The organism is Pseudopedobacter beijingensis, from assembly GCF_042678145.1.
GTDB lineage: Bacteria > Bacteroidota > Bacteroidia > Sphingobacteriales > Sphingobacteriaceae > Pseudopedobacter > Pseudopedobacter beijingensis.
Genome location: NZ_JBHUDG010000003.1, coordinates 542,604 through 562,216, shown reverse-complemented (window position 1 = coordinate 562,216; position 19,613 = coordinate 542,604). Strand labels below are relative to the sequence as shown.

The following is a 19,613-nucleotide window of genomic DNA, read 5'->3' as shown; positions in this document are numbered from 1 at the left end:
TGATAGCTTTTACAATATTCTTGATCTTTTCGGTGAATTATTTAACCTCTTCGAAGTCAATAAATTCTCCGCCTTTATCTAGGTTTGGAGCCTTTTTATCTGCTGGAGGAACGTAATCTACCGTAATTTTACCTTCAGGTTTTGAGTTAGATGTCCCACCTTTATAATTATATTCTCTATATTGAAAACCTCCGCCACCGTATTGTTTTCCCATTTTTTCTACAGCTTTCTTAAATAAGAAAGGAAGAAATATTCTGGCAAGTACCCTTAATAAATAAAGGATACAGATTGTTATCAATAAAAACTTTAATAATGCACCCATATCACAAATATAATTTTTTCACATTAATTAGAGTGTAATTATAACGTAATGTTACAACTTACAGTGTAATTTTAGCCTTTACTAAGCCCAAATTTCTCCGCCATAATTTTTTCTAAAGCATACATCTCGTCTCTTAATTTGGCAGCCAGTAAAAAATCCATATTTTTTGAAGCAGCCAGCATATCTTTTTTCGTATTCTCTATAGATTTCTTTAACTGAGCTTTAGTCATATACTGTACAACAGGGTCTGCGGCTATTGTGGGCTCTATATTGTCTATGTAAGCATGTTGTACTCCTCCTTTGAAGTCAACAACGGAAGTTTGCTCAATAATAGCTTCTTTGGATTTTCCCACGGTTTTAGGAATAATGCCGTGTTTTTCATTGTATTTAATCTGCTTTTCTCTCCGGCGGTTAGTTTCATCTATGGTCACACGCATAGAAGCCGTAATAGAGTCAGCATACATAATAACACGGCCACGGTCGTTTCTTGCTGCTCTACCTATTGTCTGGATCAAGGATCTTTCCGAACGTAGAAAACCCTCTTTATCTGCATCCAAGATAGCAACTAGCGAAACCTCAGGTAAATCAAGTCCTTCTCTTAGTAGGTTAATTCCTATTAATACATCAAACTCGCCCAGTCTTAATCCTCTTAAAATTTCTACACGTTCCAGTGTTTTAATTTCCGAATGTATATATCTGACTTTGATATTCAATCGGTCCATGTACTTTGCCAACTCTTCAGCCATTCTTTTGGTTAAGGTGGTTACTAAAATCCTGTCCCCAAGTTTTATGGTCTTGTCAATTTCATCCAATAAATCATCAACCTGATTGGTTACGGGTCTGACTTCAATAATCGGATCTAAAAGTCCTGTAGGTCGGATAACCTGCTCAACAAATACGCCCTCGGTTTTTTCCAGCTCGTAATCTCCAGGAGTTGCACTAACATAAATTGTTTGAGGAGCCAGACTTTCAAATTCCTGGAAGTTTAAAGGACGGTTGTCTAAAGCTGCGGGCAATCTGAATCCATATTCTACTAGGGAAATCTTTCTGGATCTGTCTCCGCCATACATCGCTCTTATTTGTGGTACGGTAACGTGACTTTCGTCGATAACCATCAAATAATCGTCCGGGAAATAATCTAAAAGACAGAAAGGACGCATTCCGGGTTTTCTGCCGTCAAAATATCTTGAGTAATTTTCTATACCTGAGCAGTAACCGAGTTCCCGCATCATTTCCAGATCATAGTTAGTCCGCTCTTCCAATCTTTTAGCTTCTAAAAAACGACCTTCGGATTCCAATTGTTTCTTTCTGGCCTCCATATCTTCACCTATTTCATGAAGAACGGTCACGAATTTTTCTTTCGGAGTGACAAACAGATTGGCAGGAAATATAGTAATAGCCTGTGTTTTTTCGAAACTTTTTCCACTTATCGGATCTATGGCTGATATTTCCTCGATATCATCTCCAAAGAAAGAAACACGGTAAGCAAAGTCAAGATAAGCGGGGTAAATATCTACAGTATCTCCTTTTACTCGGAAAGTACCTCTTTTGAAATCCGCAGTTGTTCTTGCATATAGAATCTCTACCAAGCGATGTAGAAATGCATTTCTGCTAATGCGAGTACCAACTCCAAAACGAAAAACGGAGTTGGAAAAGTCTTCCGGATTTCCCATACCATAAATACAAGAAATAGAAGAAACGACAATTACATCGCGGCGCCCCGACATAAGAGCGGAAGTGGTCCGGAGTCTTAGCTTTTCAATTTCTTCATTAATCTGAAGATCCTTTTCTATATAAGTATTAGTTGTGGGTAAAAAAGCTTCGGGTTGATAATAATCGTAATATGATACGAAATAGTTTACGGCATTGTCTGGGAAAAACTGTTTAAACTCTCCATATAATTGAGCGGCCAGCGTTTTGTTATGGCTCAATATTAGCGTTGGTTTTTGGGTTTGTTCAATTACGTTGGCAACGGTAAAGGTTTTGCCCGATCCGGTAACACCTAATAAAGTCTGGTAATGATCGCCTGTTTTTACCCCTTCGACCAGTTGTTTGATAGCATTGGGTTGGTCGCCGGTAGGGTGGTATTGAGATGATATTTTAAAATCCATTTTAAACAAAGATACTGTTTAGAGAATAAAAAAAGACCTCCTTCTGAGGGTAAATCCCTCTGATGGAACCTTATGACATACTGTCGATATTCTAATAAATATTCAACATTGATTTGAGAGGAATGTTTGTCTCCTTGTTTTTCATGGAGAATTAGTTGATCAAAATAATCTTCTTTGAAGCACTAATAAGTTTACGTTCTGTTGGTTCTTTATACTGAGGGCTTGCGATACTTTTTTGAAGCTCCTGATCTGAGTTGTGATAACCAATATTAGCCAGGTCTAGCATAGTATAAAAGGTGGTGTTGGACATAGCTTTCTTATCTTTATTATTGAGTATGGCCAATGTTTTTTCACTGTTTTCCTTTTGGTATTGGTTAGAGAACCATATAAATAAAGGAATATGATATTCTTCTTTACCAGGGTTTTCAGTACCATGCTGTATAAGTCCTCTTTCATCATCAAATAGGTTTTCTCCATGGTCTGATACATAAGTTAGTGTGCACACTGCTTCTGTATTTTTGAGCTCTTTTATCAATAAATCAAGGAAAAAGTCGGTAAATAAAATACTATTATCATACGAGTTTATAAACTTTGTTTTATTACTAATATGTATGTTATCAAAGCCAACTCTTGCTAGAGCCGGTTTAAATTTTTCAAAAGAAGGAGGATAGCGTTTTGAATATCTAAAATGACTGCCTAATGAATGAATGACGATGAATTTTCTATTTCCATTTTCTTTCAATACTGTTTTGAAGTTAGAAATAATGTCCGTGTCATAAGGACTATTATTATCTAATCCTAATTTTGATGAATGAAAATAATTGGTTACACCTCTTAATCTTTTTATAGCGGGGTCATTTTCATTTTGTGTACTAATCCAGGCTGTATAAAACCCTGCTTCTTTGAAGGCATCTATTATTGATTTTTCTTCAAACTGTAAGTTTAAATTGTCGGGTGTGGCTCTGGTGATAAGCTGGGGTAAAGACATAAAAGTTAGGGTAGCAGGGCTGAATACATTTGAAAATGATATTAAGTTGTCCAGGTTGTCTAAATTAGGGCTAGTTTGTCTGGAATAACCATTTATGTGAAAGCTGGAGTATCTTGCCGACTCCCCAATCACCAAAACATATATTTCTTTTTTTTGGGAGCTTTTGTATTGCTTTGCCTGGAAGGAGAATTCGTTAAAATTTTTACCAAAATTTTGTTTATTCCTACTGTTATAAAAAATTTTGTTTGTGTTTAGGAGTAAATCAATAGGATAAATCTTTTGATACTTCATTAATGTTATAGCTAAAGTATAATTGGCTTTAGAAGAGAAACTACCAGAATCTGCTTGAAAAGTGTACATTTTAAAAATGAGAATCACGTTCAATATCAGAAAAAATGATAGAATAAAGTACTTTGATTTATTATCAATTGATTTGAGTGTTAATTTTGATGTTAGTATATAATATAAGCTTGCAATTATTAAAACAAAGATTATAATTTCTTTATTTGTAGAGAGCTGTTCTAATGTTTCCTGAAAATTAGTATTCAAAATAGCTTCCAAAAAACCTTCGCTTATTGGGGCGCCCAGGCTTTTTACCGACCCTATTTCGAGTCCTGAAAGTAAGAGAAAAATCCATCCTATTTTAAAGAACGTTTTTATTCTAAGAACAACAAGTGGAAGTAAAAGAACAGAGAGGCATAAAGCTATGTAAGAGATACTCATAAGCCAGTTGCCTTTGAGATCAGTATAGTGAAGTAATGTATAGAGGTTAGGTATAAGAAGAATTAGTATTAAGCAGCAAAAAATGACTTTTTGTTTAGCATCTATTTTGTTTTTTAATTGCTTCAACATGATTTAGATAATACTCTTAGCTTTTAGTTAATCTTTGTGGCCTTGGATAATGTTTTTATAGAATGTGAATATAGTTTTTTTAGATTTCACCAACACCATTATTTACATATATTCGTTTTGTGGAACAATTACTTATATATATCCCCGAAAAAAGTCACAGGCAGACTTATGTTTTTAACTTTGTTTTTAGGGGTGTTTTAGGTATTGACTACCAGGAAACTGGTGACTTTTCTTTCTTTTCCAATAGTCAGTTGCCGAAACTGATGTATAGTGACGAAAGATTAAATGTTGAGGGGATTTATATAAAGAATAACGGATTCCTTTATGAGAAAGGGATGTGTAAAACCAACTGTGATTTTACGATTGGGTGTAAATCTGATGCGCCTTTTACCATACAAAATACAGATGTTTTTGCAGCCACCTTTTTTCTGATAACCCGTTATGAAGAATATTTTGCCACAGAAAAAGACCAATACCAAAGGTTTTCAGGAAAACAATCAGTTGCCTATCAATACGGATTTTTAAAACGCCCGATTGTAGACGAATGGGCTTTCTCCATTTTAGAAGAGCTACTGAAAAAGTATCCCTCGCTTTCTTATAAAAAGAGAAGCTACCAGTTTATTCCTACGCTGGATATCGATATGCCGTATTATTATCGGTCAGAAGGTATTTTTAGGAGAATTTTAAAAAAAGCAAAAAAACTCATTGAAGGAGAGTTTAAATACATTTTCAGAGATCCTTATGATGTGTATGAACAGGTGAAAAAATGGGATGTTCAATTCCAAATAAACACAATTTATTTTTTATTAATGGGAAATAAGCATCAGTTTGATAATCCACATCATAAAAATAAACAGCCTTTGAGGGCACTTATAAAAACATTGGCATTATCAAACAGAGTAGGTGTGCATCCCTCTTATTACTCTAATAACCACACATCGCAAATTGCGACTGAAAAAAATGAACTTGAAAATTATTTAGGTAAAAAGGTAGAACTATCAAGGCAACATTATTTGAAGTTGACTTTTCCAGATACTTACAGATCACTTTTAGCAAACGGTATTAAAGAAGATTATACCATGATATATGCTGATGAGCCAGGCTTCAGAGCATCAACCTGTACCCCATTTTATTGGTATGATCTGGAGAATGATAAGGTTACTGACTTGAAAATTTACCCTACAGCGGTAATGGATCAAACCTTAAAAAGATATCAACAGCTTAACAGAGAAGAGGCATTAAAAGAAGTTTGGAATCTAATAGAAAACGTGAGAAAAGTTAATGGAACTTTGATTACGTTGTGGCATAACGAATCGGTAAGTGATTTTGGTGGCTGGAAAGGCTGGAAAAATATGTATATTCAAATGCTTGAGATGGCAACGCCATAATTAAGAAGGTTTAATAGTAAAATTATTGTTTGTTAACATAAATACAGTATCATGTTTGTTCTTGAAGAAAATAACAGTATTGCCAATCATTTTATTGCAGAGTTAAGAAACGTAGAGGTACAACAAGACAGTATGCGTTTCCGCAGGAATATGGAGCGAATAGGTGAAATATTTGCATACGAAATCAGTAAGAACCTAGTGTATGATGAGTGTGAGATACAAACACCGTTAGGGTTAACAAATATCAATTTAATAAACCAACAGCCTATTCTGGCAACTATATTACGGGCTGGTTTGCCTTTACATCAAGGTTTGTTAAACTATTTTGACCATGCAGGAAGTGCTTTTATTTCGGCCTATAGAAAAGTTAAAAAACAAGGCGATTTTATAATACAAGCCGAATATATTTCTGCTCCCGATTTAACCGATAAAGTTGTTATTGTTTCAGATCCGATGTTGGCAACAGGGAAAAGTATGGTGTTATGCTGCAAAGAGCTGTTAAGCGGGTATAATATTAAAGAATTGCATATTGTTAGTATTATTGCCAGTCAGGAAGGAGTTAACCATGTTAAAGCAAACCTGCCAAAAGCAAAACTTTGGATTGGAGCTATTGATGAGGAGCTGACCTCAAAAGCCTATATTGTTCCTGGTCTTGGCGATGCCGGAGACTTAGCCTACGGGGACAAAATATAGGTTATAGAATAGAAGAAAAGAGCCTTTTTAATGTCAGAGTACAAAAAAGTTTAGAAATATCAGTTTCTTTGTATTTCATAATTATGAAATATCAAAATATATTCTTTGATCTGGATCATACTCTGTGGGATTTTGATAAAAATGCGCAGGAAACTATTCACGAGTTATATATCACTTATGATTTTAAAGGTTTGGGTGTTGATTCCGTAGATCTTTTTATAGAAACCTACACTAAAAATAACCATCGTTTATGGAGAGAATATCATTTGGGATATATCTCAAAAAGTGAACTTAGGGAAAGGCGGTTCAAAGAAACTTTTGTAGAATTGGGTTTGGATGCGCAAGTGTTTCCAGATTCTTTCGAAGAAGATTACGTGAAAATATGCCCTACAAAAACCAACCTGTTTCCTCATGCACATGAAATTCTGACTTATCTTTCCGGTAAATATAACCTTCATCTTATCTCCAATGGCTTTAAAGAGTCTACCGAATATAAGTTGAAGAACACAAAATTGGGTAATTACTTTTCTAATGTGGTTATATCAGAAGTTGTTGGTGTAAATAAACCGGACAAAGCTATTTTTGAATACGCCTTGGGCTTAGCTAAAGGTAGGGCAGAAGAAAGTGTGATGATAGGAGATAGTTTGGAAGCCGATATCAGAGGAGCTAAAAACTTAGGAATGGATGCTATTTACTTCAATCCCAATTTTTTAGAAGTTCCGCAAGACATAGATCAGCAAATTAACAACCTTTTCCAGTTGCGAGAAATCTTGTAAGAATTATTAAAAGATAATCTTAATCCATAATATCGCTAGTTAACATAATATCAAGTTAATAATAAGTTCACCTTTGATTTTTATCTTAGTTAAAAAGTAGATAGGGTATGAATCAATATACCAGATCCATCTTTCTTCAAAGAAGTTGATTATGGATAAGAAAGAGTTGGACATTGTGGTCATCTCAGACGTTCATTTAGGAACGTACGGTTGTCATGCAAAAGAGCTGCTAACCTATTTAGGCAGTATAAAGCCCAATAAACTAATCTTAAACGGTGATATTATAGATATGTGGCAATTCAGTAAATCATATTTTCCTGAAGCACATATCAAGGTTTTGCGAAAAATCCTCAAATTCGCTTCCGAAGGTATTCCAGTATATTATCTGACAGGAAACCACGACGAGATTCTTCGAAAATTTACCAATGCCAGTATGGGAAACCTGCACTTATTGAATAAACTAGTGTTAAATTTAGAAGGAAAAAAAGCATGGTTTTTTCATGGAGATGTATTTGATGTTACCATGCAACATTCTAAATGGTTAGCGAAATTAGGCGCAATAGGTTATGATAGTTTGATTTTGCTGAATAGTGTGGTAAACTGGATGTTGGTGAAATTGGGAAAGAAAAAATACAGCTTTTCGCAAAAAATAAAGGCAAGCGTAAAAAAAGCAGTAAAATTTATCAATCAATTCGAGCAAACAGCGGCAGATATTGCGATAGAGAAAAAATACGAATATGTTGTTTGCGGACATATCCATTGTGCCGAAATGCGTGAAATAAGTAATAATGAAGGCAAAGTGATGTACCTAAATTCTGGCGATTGGGTAGAAAGTTTGACTTCCCTGGAGTACAAAGATGGGCAATGGAGCGTTTATAGCTATAATCCACAGGATTTTGAAAACCGTCAGGAAGAAGAACAGGAAGATCTTAAGCAAATGATGAACATAGAAGAACTCCTCTATAAATTGTCCACATAAAAGGATAATGTTTTTTATACTTTTGTGAAGCAGGAAATGATTTAATAAAATTGTGTAGCTAGAGCAGAAAAATGAAGATACTTTATGCCATACAGGGAACAGGAAATGGACATGTAAGCAGGGCTAAGGAAATAATTCCTTTACTGTCTAAATACGGGAAGCTAGATATTCTTGTAAGTGGGACACAGGCAGATATCGAACTTCCTCAGCAACTGACCTATAAGTTTCATGGTTTCAGTTATATCTTTGGCAAAAACGGCGGTATAGATTATTGGAAAACCCTAAAACAAGTAAAACTATTTAGATTTTTAAAAGATATGAGGTCTATCCCATTAACAGAATATGATCTTATTATCAATGATTTCGAGCCCCTTTCTGCATGGGCATGTAAGCTCAAAAACAAAAACTGTATAGCATTGAGTCATCAAGCTTCCTTTCTATCCAAAAATACACCACGCCCCAAAAATAAAAGCTTTTTGATGGAGCAGATATTAAAATACTATGCTCCAACAACCACTCAGGTAGGCTTTCATTTTGATAGGTACGATAAATTTATTTATACACCGGTGATTAGGAGTGAAATAAGAGCATTGAGTCCGGTAAATAATGGACATTATACTGTTTATCTGCCGGCCGTAGATGATAAAATATTGTTAGAACATTTTCATAAACTGAAAGATGTGAAATGGGAAGTTTTTAGCAAACACCAAAAAACACCTTATCGTTATGCCAATGTATTGGTGAAACCTATTCAGAATGAGAGCTATAATAAAAGCCTGGAGTCATGTGCCGGTTTACTAACTGGTGGAGGTTTCGAAGGGCCCGCAGAAGCTCTTTATCTTGGTAAAAAAGTTTTATTGGTTCCTATGCCCGATCAGTTCGAACAGGTATGTAATGCTGAGGCAGCAAAAAGGCTTGGTGTTTCGGTGATCAATAATCTTAGCGATAACTTCTTTAATAAACTGAAGAAATGGGTTGAAGAGGAAAAACCTATTAAGGTAGATTTTCCGGATGAAACATCAGATATCATCGAAAATATCATTTCAGTCCATCAGCATAAAAAACAACATTAAATATGTTTTTAATTAGGACTGAATATGCTTATTATTGTCGGCAAAACAAATGAGCAGTTTCTGCTAGTTAAAGACAATAACAATGATTCAGCAGTTTAGAACGCTAAACTTCTTTAATGTCATCATACTTTTTTTAGCCGTATATGTGCTAAGGATAGGGTTATTGATAGACTTGCCCAATGAAATTAATACCGGATTTTCAGAAACAGCCAGCCGACTGCTGATACGGGATGCCCACACTCCCCTTTTGTCTCCTTCGTCTAATATTTTAATTGCGGGGCTCGTACTTTTTATACAATCGTTACTGTTCAATCGCGTTCTGAACGAGTATAATATTATGGGCAAAACAACCTTCGTACCTGCTTTAGTGTACATAACGGTGTGTTCAGTATTTACTCCGTTTCTTTTATTATCACCGCCCTTAATCTGTAACTTTCTCCTGTTGTTCATCATCTTTAGGATTTTGCAATCTTATAAAGACAGTAGTCAGATATCAACTATGTTTGATTTAGGAATGGTGACAGCGATAGGGACAATTATTTATTTCCCGTTTGTACTTTTTCTGCTTATACTTTGGGTTGCGTTAATCATTTTTAGGCCATTTAACTGGCGGGAATGGGGCGCTGTTTTATTTGGTTATATAACTATTACATTTTTGCTGGGAGTTTATTATTTCTGGAATGATAAATTAGGCTCCTTTTTTGAAATTTGGAAACCGCTAACTGTTGCTTTGCCGGTTTTTATCAGCATAGAGCCGTTGGATTATATCGTATTATTACCCATAGTTATTGGACTTATATTGGGGACAATACAACTAAGAGAGAACTTTTTTAAAAGCTATATACAGATTAGAAAGACCTTTATTTACATGTTTTATGTGTTTTTAATAGGTCTTGCGTCTTTTTACCTGAGGTCAGATTATAGAATAAATCATTTTTTGGTGTGTGCTATTCCGGTATCTACTTTGTTATCATTTTATTTTTTGAATGCCAAGCGACGTTGGTTTTATGAGACGCTTTTTCTACTCATTCTGGTTTTTATAGTTTACTTCCAGTTCGTTTAAAATGCATCTGTCTTTAACTTTTTTTAACGGTTGCCAGATTAAAACGAAGTAAAAGTTTAATAGATTTGTTTTAAATAGGGGATTTTGTAGGTATACTTAATGGTGAATTTGATTATAGATATAGGAAATACATTTTCGAAAATACTTGTTTTCAGAAAAGAAGACATTATCTATATTCAGAAGCAGGAACAGTTTTTTCAAGACGAAATAGAGGCGCTTGTAAAAAGGTATAATGTAGAACGTATATTAGTATCATCTGTAAAAGGAGAGAGCCCGTTGCCTGTTTCGTTTGTTTCAGGAATAGAAGTTGTATATTTTGATTATAAGACCCCTGTTCCGATAAAAAACAAGTACGGAACTCCGGAAACTCTAGGGGTTGATAGATTGGCAGGAATTATAGGAGCTAAAAATATTTTTTCGCAAAAAGCAGTTCTGGTATTCGATTTTGGAAGCTGTTTAACGGTAGATTTTGCAGACGAAGAAGGTAATTATTTTGGAGGCGTAATCTCTCCCGGTCTTAAAATGAGATTTAATGCCATGCATAGTTTTACAGACAAGTTACCTCTTATAGAAGTAGGTGAGTCATTTTACGAGTTTAATAAACAAATAGGTGAGAATACAACAGAATCATTAATGGCAGGAGTAATTAATGGAATGTTGTTCGAAATTCAGGGCTATATTAAAAAATATAACGAAAAAAAAATAGATTTAGGCATAATACTATGCGGAGGAGATGCATCGTTTTTTGATAGTAGATTGAAAAATAGCATCTTTGCGCACCAAATACTATTAGAGCCAAATTTGGTGCCAATAGGATTAAATACAGTTGTTAGATACCAACATGATAAGAAAGACAAATAAATACATCTTTATTTTCGCATTTTTTGCCTTTGCGGCGGTTAATGCAGCAGCACAAAGTATTATTAATTCCCCGTATTCAAAATATGGTGTAGGTAACCTGCAAGGAACATACTTACCGCAAAATCGCTCTATGGGTAATCTTGCTTATGGTATCAGTTCAGTGGGCGTTTATAATAATATCAATATTGCTAATCCTGCATCCTATTCGCAAATTAGGTTAACCGCTTTTGATTTTGGTCTTGGAGGCGGTGTTCAAAGCTTGAAAAGAGATAATCAAGTTGAAAATAATTTTAACGCAAGTTTAGAGCATTTGGCTATTGCTATACCAGTTTCAAAAAAATCTGCTTTAAGCTTTGGATTGTTGCCTTACAGTACCTTAGGTTATTCCTATAAACAAACAGTAGGTTTAGATACGCTGTCTGCAGATCATGTTTACAAAGGCGAGGGAGGTTTGTCAAGGGCCTATTTAGGTTATGGTTTTGGAGTAGGTAAAAACTTTAATTTCGGTTTCAATATGTCATACCTTTTTGGAAACTTAAAAGACGTGAGTTCTGTAGAGTTCCATAACAGGTATATTGGATTCAACAATGCAAAAAAAGAAGTTAATAATAGTTTGGGTGGACTTAGTTTTGATTTAGGAACGCAATATGTAGCGCCGTTAGGAGAGAAAATGAAACTTACTTTGGGTTATACCGCTGGATTAGAGTCTAAACTTAAAAATAATTATTCCACACTGACTTCAACATACGTAGTATCTAACGATACTGATTATACCACAGATACGATATATAACAAAGAATCAGACAGGGGAAAAGTAACCATCCCGCTACAGCATAATTTTGGTATAAGTATAGCAAGAGTGAATAAATGGTTAGTGGGAGCCGATTTTCGTATGGCTGACTGGAGCGATTTCAAAATCGATAATGTTAACCAAAACCTGAATAAAAGTTGGGGTTTTTCTCTAGGAGGACAGTTGGTGCCCAATATTAATTCAGTAACTAATTATTTTGCCCTTATTGATTACCGATTGGGAATTAATTACGATAAATCGTATGTAAAGGTGAACCAGACAGATATTGATGTAAAAAGTATCAATTTTGGGATGGGATTTCCTTTAGTCGCCTCTGCTAACAGATCTGCATTTTACAAAATTAATTTCGCTGCGGAGATAGGGCAACGGGGAGTATTAAAACCAGGATTGGTAAAAGAAGGCTTTTATAACTTCCATATCGGGTTTACCATCAATGATAGATGGTTTCAGAAATATAAATACGATTAACCATGTTTAAGCTCTTCTCTGCTTGGTGTTTTGTGCTGGTGGGTATAATCACTCTTTTTGCTTGTGGTAGTGGCGATCTTAAAAAAGCAAAGAAAATTACTTTACAAGAAGAAATACAGGTAGACTCAACAAAAGGAGCCGAAATTGTATACAGCGACTCAACAAAAGTAAAAGCCAAATTAAAAGCTCCCTTATTGCTGTATTTCAAGACAAAAGATCCGTATTATGAAATGCCTAAAGGTATAGATGTCGTTTTTTACGACGAACAATTAAAACCAACCAGCACCGTAATATCAGATTATGCAATAAGAAGAGAAAATCAGAAAACGGTAGAGTTAAGAAATAATGTAGTGGCAAAAAACTCAGAAGGGAAAACTTTTAAATCAGACGAATTATTCTGGGACGAGAACACCAAAAAGTTCCATTCCAATAAAGTCGTAACTATTATCACCGATCAGGCAACTATATCGGGGACAAGTTTTTGGGCTCTTGAAGATTTTAGTTATTATGAGATTAAACAAGGTGCGGGACCTATACAATTTAATACAGGGTTAGATGGCGAGGGAGAGAATTCTCCGCAATAGTGTTAACTGAAAAATTATTACTAAGTTAGAAAAGGCGTTAGATAAGATAAAAGGTTAAATTGTAACTGAAAATCAACAATTAATTAACTTTTAACTTTCAAAATTGATTTTGTATCTTGCGCCCTCTAAAAATAAAATTATAGAAGAATCATATGGGAATTATGAGTTTTTTGCGAGAGCGCGCAGGTGCCATCATTGTAGTGGCAATAGGTCTTGCAATCGTAGCGTTTCTTTTGGGCGATGCAATAAGAAGCAGTAGCGGTTTTATTGCTGATGCAAATAGCGAAATTGGCGTTATAGACGGACACAAGGTATCTTACCAGAATTTCAACGAAAGAGTAGAACAAAACTCTCAGCAGTTTAGAGCACAAATGGGAAATTTAAATTCTCAAATGCAATCTTACATTGTGGAGAATACCTGGAATCAGATGACTTCTAGTATAATTTTAGAAAATCAAACTGCTAAGTTGGGACTATCTGTAGGAAACAAAGAGTTATTTAATCTTTTGTTTGAAGAGCCGTCTCCGCAAATGCAGCAGATCTTTGCAGATCCTCAAACAGGTCAGTTTAACAGAACTAATGCAATTTCTTCCAGAAAAAGTGCAGAAACAGAACCTACAGGTCAGCTTAAACAACAGTGGATTGCCTTGGAGGAAAGTATAGAGAAAGACCGCGCTAACCAAAAATATCTTTCGTTAATCAGAAATGGTATCTATGCCAATTCTTTAGATGCAAAAGACGAATACACTAACAAAAATAAGTTGGTAAACTTCGATTATGTGGTGTTAGATTATTCAAGCATAAATAATGCGGATGTAAAACCTACCGATGCAGATTATAAAGAATACTACGATCAAAATAAGTACAGATTTAAAAGTAATACAGATACCAGAACTTTTGAATATGTAGCATTTGACGCTTCTCCTTCAAAACAAGATACTGCAGATGCAAAAACAAAAATTGAGAAAATAGCTGAAGGCTTAAAGGCTACAGATAATGATTCGTTATATGTAAGTATTAATGCAGATACTAAAACACCTATTTCTTATCAAAAGAAAGGAACTTTAGAACCAGCGTTAGACTCGGTAATGTTTAATGTTTCTAAAGGATACGTTTTTGGTCCGTATTTATCAGATGGAGCTTATAAAGTTGCTAAACTAGTAGATACCAGAATAAGTCCGGATTCAGTAAAAGCCCGTCATATCTTAATCAATCCTGCAACAGAAGGAGGAATGGGTCAAGCAAAAGCAAAGGCAGACTCTATTAAGAACCTGATTCAAAAAGGAGCAAGCTTTGCCACATTAGCATCTGAATTTGGTACAGACGGATCAAAAGATTCAGGAGGCGATTTAGGAACTTTTGCAAGAGGATCAATGGTGCCTCAGTTTGAAGAAGCTGTATTTAATGGTCACCCAGGTCAGTTACTTACGGTAGAAACTCAATATGGTGTACACGTTATCGAAATCCAAAAGCAAGTAGGTTCCTCTAAAGTTGTTAAAGTTGCAATCGTAGATAAGCAGATTGCGCCAAGTTCTCAAACAGAACAATTAGCTTACCAGAAAGCGCAGTCTTTTATTGCATCCGTTAAAAATCAGAAGCAATTTGAAGAAACAGCACAAAAACAAGGTGTTAATAAGCTTGTAGCTGAAGATGTAACTCCTCTTCAAGGCGGTGTACCAGGTTTGGATGATGCAAGGAACGTTGTACGTTGGGCTTTTAAAGCAGACAAAGGAGACGTTTCAGACGAAATCTTTAACGTTGGAAATAAATATGTTGTTGCTGTATTAACCGAGGTTAAACCAAAAGGAACTTTAAGCTTAGAAAACGTTAAGAAAAGTATCGAGCCGGCTGTAATAAATTTAGTTAAAGCAAGAATGCTAAAAGAAAAGGCAGATAAAGCTTTAAATGGAGCAACTAATATAGCCCAGGTAGCACAAAAGTTAAATGTTACTGTAAACCCGGTAGAGAATATTGTGTTTGCTAACCCTATTATTCCTGGATATTCTCAAGAAAATAAAGTGATAGGTTCTATCTTTGGCTCTCAGCCAAATAAAGTATCAAAAGCTATTGATGGAGAAAGAGGAGTATATGTTTATGCGGTGAAAGGCTTTACAAATCCGGCTGCATTCACAGGAGCTAGCGTTGCAAAAAGTAAAGAATCTTTAAGTCAGTCACTATCCTCTCAGGCAGAAGGAGCAGTTTTTGAAGTTCTAAAAGAGAAAGCCAAAATAAAAGACAATAGAGCTAAGTTCTATTAAAATAGATAGCTAAAAAATAAATTATGACCGGAGTTTGTTAAAAACAAGCTCCGGTTTTTTTATTTTAGTACATCAGCTCGGTGATTATATTTATTGTGTAGTTTAGAAAACTGTAGCGTGTTAAAAATTAATTGAAATAATATTATGGATATTCAAGAGAAAATAGTGAATAAGGTAGCATTGAGCGGTTTGGTTTCATATGATTTGGAGACCATAAAGCCTCAGGGAGAAAGAATACTGTATGATATCAAAGATAATCTTTTCCATGGATTAATGCTTAAAGAAAAAGATTTCAGAGAATTTATAAAAAATCACGATTGGACACAATATGAGGGGAAACATGTGGCCATAACCTGTTCAACTGATGCCATTGTCCCAACCTGGGCTTATATGTTGCTGACGACTAAGTTTTCTGAATATGCGCTTACCGTTATTTTTGGTTCGTTAGAAGATTTAGAAGACCATTTGTTAAGCCAAGCCATAGAGAACTTAGATGTTGAACAATTTAAAGATCAGAAAATCGTTGTAAAAGGGTGTGGTGATGGTAATGTGCCGGTTTCAGCGTTTGTAGCATTAACGGCTAAGTTGAAACCAGTTGTGAAAAGCCTGATGTATGGCGAACCATGTTCCACAGTACCGTTATATAAACGGAAAGACTAATATTTTCGTTAAATTTTTATGTAAGTTAGTGTTATGGCAAAATTTATAGCAACATTTTTCCTGATGTTAGTAGCTTATGCCCCGGTTTTTTCACAAACACTGGCTTATGTTAAAAACTCGTCATTTGATGCAGGAGAGGTTTTACGTTATAAACTTAAATATGGGTTTATAACAGCAGCCGAGGCGACATTACAGGTGTTTGATAGTGATATTAAGTTTGGAGGAAAACCGGCATATCACTTAGTCGCTTTAGGGCGGACCTATAGTGCATTTGATTTCTTTTTCAAGGTAAGAAATCGTTACGAATCTTATATAGACAAAACAAACTACACACCGTTTATGTATGCCGAGGATATTAAAGAAGATAATTATAGGCGGGTAGACAAAGTCAAATTCAATCAGACAGAAAGAAAAATAACAGGAAACGAAGGTACATTTACATCACCCGTAAGTCAAACCTTTGATATGGTTTCCGCATATTATTTTGCAAGAAATCTGGATTTAACGGGAATAAAACCAGGAGATCAATTAACGCTGACTTATTTTCTAAAAGATGAAGTTACTCCGCTTACCATAGAATATATTGGAAAAGAAGTCATTAAAACTGCTAAAGGAAAAATACGGTGTCTGAAATTTAGTCCATCTATATCCCCTGGTCGTATTTTCAAGAAAAACAGTCAACTGTTCCTCTGGATTACAGACGATGAAAACAGAATACCTGTTAAAGCTCAGGCAGAGGTAATTGTAGGTAACGTAACTATGGAAATTGCAGATGCCACCGGTTTAAAAAGACCATTACAAATAGTGAAGTGATTCTTTGAATTTATAACTAATAAAATTCTATTTTAGTTCTAAATTAAAGGATGGTAGAAAATAATCATATTGCGGTAATAGGGCAAGGTTACGTAGGTTTACCGTTGGCGGTTGAGTTTGGAAAGAAGATAAAAACAATAGGTTTTGATGTTTCGGTAAATCGTATAGGGGAATTAAAGAGAGGTATAGACCGGACTAAACAGATTGACAGCGATGAATTCACAGCCTCAAAGTTTCTTAGTTTTACAGATTCAGTTTCCGATATAGAAGGTTGTAACATCTACATCGTAACAGTGCCTACACCTATTACAGTTTTTAAAACTCCGGATTTAAGCTTTCTTATCTCAGCATCTCAACTGATTGGGCAAGTTTTAAAAAAAGGCGATTATGTGATATACGAATCTACAGTATATCCCGGGTGTACAGAAGAAGAGTGTTTGCCAATACTCGAAAAAGTAAGTGGCTTAAAGTTAAACAATGACTTTTTTCTGGGATACTCTCCGGAAAGAATTAATCCGGGAGACAAAGTTAATACACTGACAAAAATAAAAAAAGTAACTTCAGGCTCAGCCCCGTCAGCCGCAAAATTTATAGATCAGCTCTATCAGCAAATTATAATAGCAGGTACACATTTAGCGCCTTCCATAAAAGTGGCAGAAGCCGCAAAAGCAATAGAGAATGCCCAGCGAGATATAAATATTTCGTTTGTAAACGAATTATCGCTGATTTTTGACAGAGTAGGCATAGATACTAATGATGTTATTGAGGCTGCAGCAACCAAATGGAATTTTTTGAAATTTAAACCGGGGTTAGTAGGCGGCCATTGCATAGGCGTAGATCCTTATTATCTGGTACATAAAGCAGAGTCTTTAGGGTATTATCCGCAGGTTATCCATTCCGGAAGGCGGGTTAATGATAATATGGGTATGTTTGTAGCCAATAAATTTATCAAGTTATTAGTTAAAAAAGACTATGCCATAAAGGGTAACAAAATCCTGATTCTTGGATTTACATTTAAAGAAGACTGTGCGGATACCAGAAATACCAAAGTGATTGATATATATAATGAACTTAGACAGTTTGAAACAGAGGTAGATATTTATGATCCTTGGGCGCATGTGGAGGAAGTGAAAGAGGAATATGGAATCAGTTTGTCTGCGTCTCCCGTTTATGAAAACTATCAGGGTATAATAATAGCGGTTGCACATCATCAGTTTTTGGAAATAGATTTTAAAAAACTAAAGGAACAAGGAGTAGTTATCTTCGATACAAAATCAATTATAGACAGAGCGTACGTAGATGCCAGATTATAATAGAATAAAAATGATGGATTTACCTTTGGAGTATCAAACGCACAAAGGTGAAATAGATGCTGCTATGCAGGCAGTATTACAACGTGGTGATTTTATTAAAGGAGAATCTGTAAAGCAATTTGAGAAAGCCTTTGCTAATTATTTAGGTGTTTCAAATGTAGTTTCCTGTGGTAATGGAACAGATGCTCTTCAATTGGCTTTAATGGCACTTGGCATCGGAGAAAATGATGAAGTTATTCTGCCTGCGTTTAGTTATGTAGCTGCTATAGAAGCAGTAAGTCTATTAAAAGCCAAACCAGTTTTGGTTGATGTAGATATGAAGTATTTTCAAATAGATACCGATAATCTTAAACAGAAAATAACCAGTCAAACAAAGGCGATAATAGCCGTACATCTTTTCGGTCAGTGTGCAGATATAGATGTTTTGGCCGATATTGCAAAACAACATCATTTATATTTAATCGAAGATTGTGCCCAATCAATAGGGACAACTTATTCGGGAAAACATTTAGGAACTTTTGGAGCTATTGCCTGCACCTCGTTTTTTCCAACAAAAAATCTTTCGTGTTATGGCGATGGTGGTGCTCTTTATACGAACGATGATGATCTGGCCAAAAAAGTACGAATGTTAGCGGCGCATGGACAATCAGAAAAATACCGGCATCATATAGTGGGGGTTAACTCAAGATTAGACTCCTTACATGCGGCATTATTAAACGTTAAACTAAATTATTTAGAGAAATATCTGGCCAGAAAAAAGGAAATAGTAACTCTATATAAAGAACAATTAGATAGCCTTCAAGATATCCAGTTACCTTTAATATATAGGACTGTTAACCATTCGTGGCACCAGTTTACCATTTTGGTGCAGCATGGAAAAAGAGATGAGTTAAGAAAATATCTCAAAGATCACGGAATAGATAGTATGGTTTATTATCCTTTGGTGTTAAATCAGCAGGAAGCCTATAAGCATATTGTTGGATATTGTCCCAATTCAGACTCCTTGATAGACAAAGTTTTATCTTTACCTATTCAACCCTATTTGAAGAACCATGAAGTCAGTTATATTTGTGAAATAATTCATGAGTTTTATGGAGGATAACAATCATATATTTGTGCATGAAACAGCTGTGGTAGATAAAGGAGCAATAATAGGCAAGGGCACCCGTATATGGCATTTCTCCCATATTTCAGCTTCTGCCATTATTGGCGATAACTGTATTATAGGACAAAATGTATATGTAGGGGATAGGGTGCGGGTTGGTAATGGAGTGAAAATACAGAATAATGTTTCAGTATATGAAGGAGTGTTTATAGAGGACGATGTTTTTATAGGTCCGTCAGTAGTATTTACCAATGTAATTAACCCAAGAGCATTTATAGAACGTAAATCAGAATATAAAAATACTATTGTACAACGGGGGGCAACATTAGGGGCAAATAGTACTGTAGTCTGCGGAAATAATATTGGGAAATATGCGTTGATAGGGGCAGGATCTGTAGTGACCAAGAATATCCCTGACTACGAATTATGGTACGGAAATCCGGCAGAAAAAAAAGGAAAAGTAAATAAAGAGGGCGAGATTTTAGATAAATAAGA

At 35.1% G+C, this 19,613-nt stretch carries 18 protein-coding genes; 15 read left to right on the top strand and 3 right to left on the bottom strand.

Features of this window, described 5'->3' with window-relative positions:
• Window positions 1-37: 37 nt before the first annotated feature.
• The 3 genes from ACFSAH_RS04135 to ACFSAH_RS04125 all read right to left on the bottom strand — a co-directional run bounded on the left by ACFSAH_RS04135 (window position 38) and on the right by ACFSAH_RS04125 (window position 3,781).
• On the bottom strand, window positions 38-322 hold the full coding sequence (locus ACFSAH_RS04135; protein ID WP_379661433.1) for a DUF4834 family protein: 285 nt from the start codon (window positions 320-322) through the stop codon (window positions 38-40).
• A 71-nt stretch (window positions 323-393) separates the two neighbouring features.
• Window positions 394-2,433: an excinuclease ABC subunit UvrB gene (gene uvrB, locus ACFSAH_RS04130; protein ID WP_379661432.1), complete on the bottom strand. Its 2,040-nt coding sequence runs from the start codon at window positions 2,431-2,433 to the stop codon at window positions 394-396.
• A gap of 151 nt (window positions 2,434-2,584) precedes the next feature.
• The gene (locus ACFSAH_RS04125) at window positions 2,585-3,781 is read right to left on the bottom strand and encodes a phosphoethanolamine transferase (RefSeq protein WP_379661431.1); all 1,197 of its coding nucleotides are present in this window, start codon (window positions 3,779-3,781) and stop codon (window positions 2,585-2,587) included.
• Window positions 3,782-4,392: 611 nt separating this feature from the next.
• Here ACFSAH_RS04125 and ACFSAH_RS04120 point away from each other — a divergent pair.
• The 15 genes from ACFSAH_RS04120 (at window position 4,393) to ACFSAH_RS04050 (ending at window position 19,611) form a co-directional block, all read left to right on the top strand.
• A complete protein-coding gene (locus tag ACFSAH_RS04120) occupies window positions 4,393-5,661 on the top strand; it encodes a polysaccharide deacetylase family protein (protein ID WP_379661430.1) in 1,269 nt (422 codons plus the stop codon).
• Window positions 5,662-5,712: 51 nt separating this feature from the next.
• Window positions 5,713-6,354, top strand: coding sequence for a uracil phosphoribosyltransferase (upp, locus tag ACFSAH_RS04115; RefSeq protein ID WP_379661429.1), 642 nt, complete (start codon window positions 5,713-5,715; stop codon window positions 6,352-6,354).
• An 83-nt stretch (window positions 6,355-6,437) separates the two neighbouring features.
• Window positions 6,438-7,130 carry a YjjG family noncanonical pyrimidine nucleotidase gene (locus tag ACFSAH_RS04110; RefSeq protein ID WP_379661428.1) on the top strand — a complete coding sequence of 231 codons (693 nt, stop codon included), beginning with the start codon at window positions 6,438-6,440 and terminating at the stop codon, window positions 7,128-7,130.
• Between the two features lie 151 nt (window positions 7,131-7,281).
• On the top strand, window positions 7,282-8,109 hold the full coding sequence (locus ACFSAH_RS04105; RefSeq protein WP_379661427.1) for a UDP-2,3-diacylglucosamine diphosphatase: 828 nt from the start codon (window positions 7,282-7,284) through the stop codon (window positions 8,107-8,109).
• Between the two features lie 71 nt (window positions 8,110-8,180).
• A complete protein-coding gene (locus ACFSAH_RS04100) occupies window positions 8,181-9,182 on the top strand; it encodes a glycosyltransferase family protein (protein ID WP_379661426.1) in 1,002 nt (333 codons plus the stop codon).
• An 82-nt stretch (window positions 9,183-9,264) separates the two neighbouring features.
• Window positions 9,265-10,245 (top strand): DUF6427 family protein, encoded by a 981-nt coding sequence (locus ACFSAH_RS04095; RefSeq protein WP_379661425.1) that lies wholly within the window; start codon window positions 9,265-9,267, stop codon window positions 10,243-10,245.
• A 99-nt stretch (window positions 10,246-10,344) separates the two neighbouring features.
• A complete protein-coding gene (locus ACFSAH_RS04090) occupies window positions 10,345-11,106 on the top strand; it encodes a type III pantothenate kinase (protein ID WP_379661424.1) in 762 nt (253 codons plus the stop codon).
• Complete coding sequence (locus ACFSAH_RS04085; protein WP_379661423.1) at window positions 11,087-12,385, top strand: hypothetical protein; 1,299 nt, start codon at window positions 11,087-11,089, stop codon at window positions 12,383-12,385. The genes ACFSAH_RS04090 and ACFSAH_RS04085 overlap by 20 nt, the downstream gene beginning before the upstream one ends.
• 2 nt (window positions 12,386-12,387) lie before the next feature.
• Entirely contained in the window at window positions 12,388-12,969 is a 582-nt protein-coding gene (lptC, locus tag ACFSAH_RS04080) for an LPS export ABC transporter periplasmic protein LptC (RefSeq protein WP_379661422.1), read from the top strand.
• Window positions 12,970-13,130: 161 nt separating this feature from the next.
• Window positions 13,131-15,227, top strand: coding sequence for a peptidylprolyl isomerase (locus tag ACFSAH_RS04075; protein ID WP_379661421.1), 2,097 nt, complete (start codon window positions 13,131-13,133; stop codon window positions 15,225-15,227).
• Window positions 15,228-15,371: 144 nt separating this feature from the next.
• Window positions 15,372-15,887, top strand: coding sequence for a DUF2480 family protein (locus ACFSAH_RS04070; RefSeq protein WP_379661420.1), 516 nt, complete (start codon window positions 15,372-15,374; stop codon window positions 15,885-15,887).
• 33 nt (window positions 15,888-15,920) lie between these two features.
• The gene (locus tag ACFSAH_RS04065) at window positions 15,921-16,700 is read left to right on the top strand and encodes a DUF3108 domain-containing protein (RefSeq protein WP_379661419.1); all 780 of its coding nucleotides are present in this window, start codon (window positions 15,921-15,923) and stop codon (window positions 16,698-16,700) included.
• A 50-nt stretch (window positions 16,701-16,750) separates the two neighbouring features.
• Window positions 16,751-18,013 (top strand): nucleotide sugar dehydrogenase, encoded by a 1,263-nt coding sequence (locus tag ACFSAH_RS04060; protein WP_379661418.1) that lies wholly within the window; start codon window positions 16,751-16,753, stop codon window positions 18,011-18,013.
• On the top strand, window positions 18,000-19,115 hold the full coding sequence (locus tag ACFSAH_RS04055) for a DegT/DnrJ/EryC1/StrS family aminotransferase (RefSeq protein WP_379661417.1): 1,116 nt from the start codon (window positions 18,000-18,002) through the stop codon (window positions 19,113-19,115). The genes ACFSAH_RS04060 and ACFSAH_RS04055 overlap by 14 nt, the downstream gene beginning before the upstream one ends.
• A complete protein-coding gene (locus tag ACFSAH_RS04050; RefSeq protein ID WP_379661416.1) occupies window positions 19,105-19,611 on the top strand; it encodes an acyltransferase in 507 nt (168 codons plus the stop codon). Before ACFSAH_RS04055 ends, ACFSAH_RS04050 begins: the two co-directional genes overlap by 11 nt.
• Window positions 19,612-19,613: the final 2 nt, after the last annotated feature.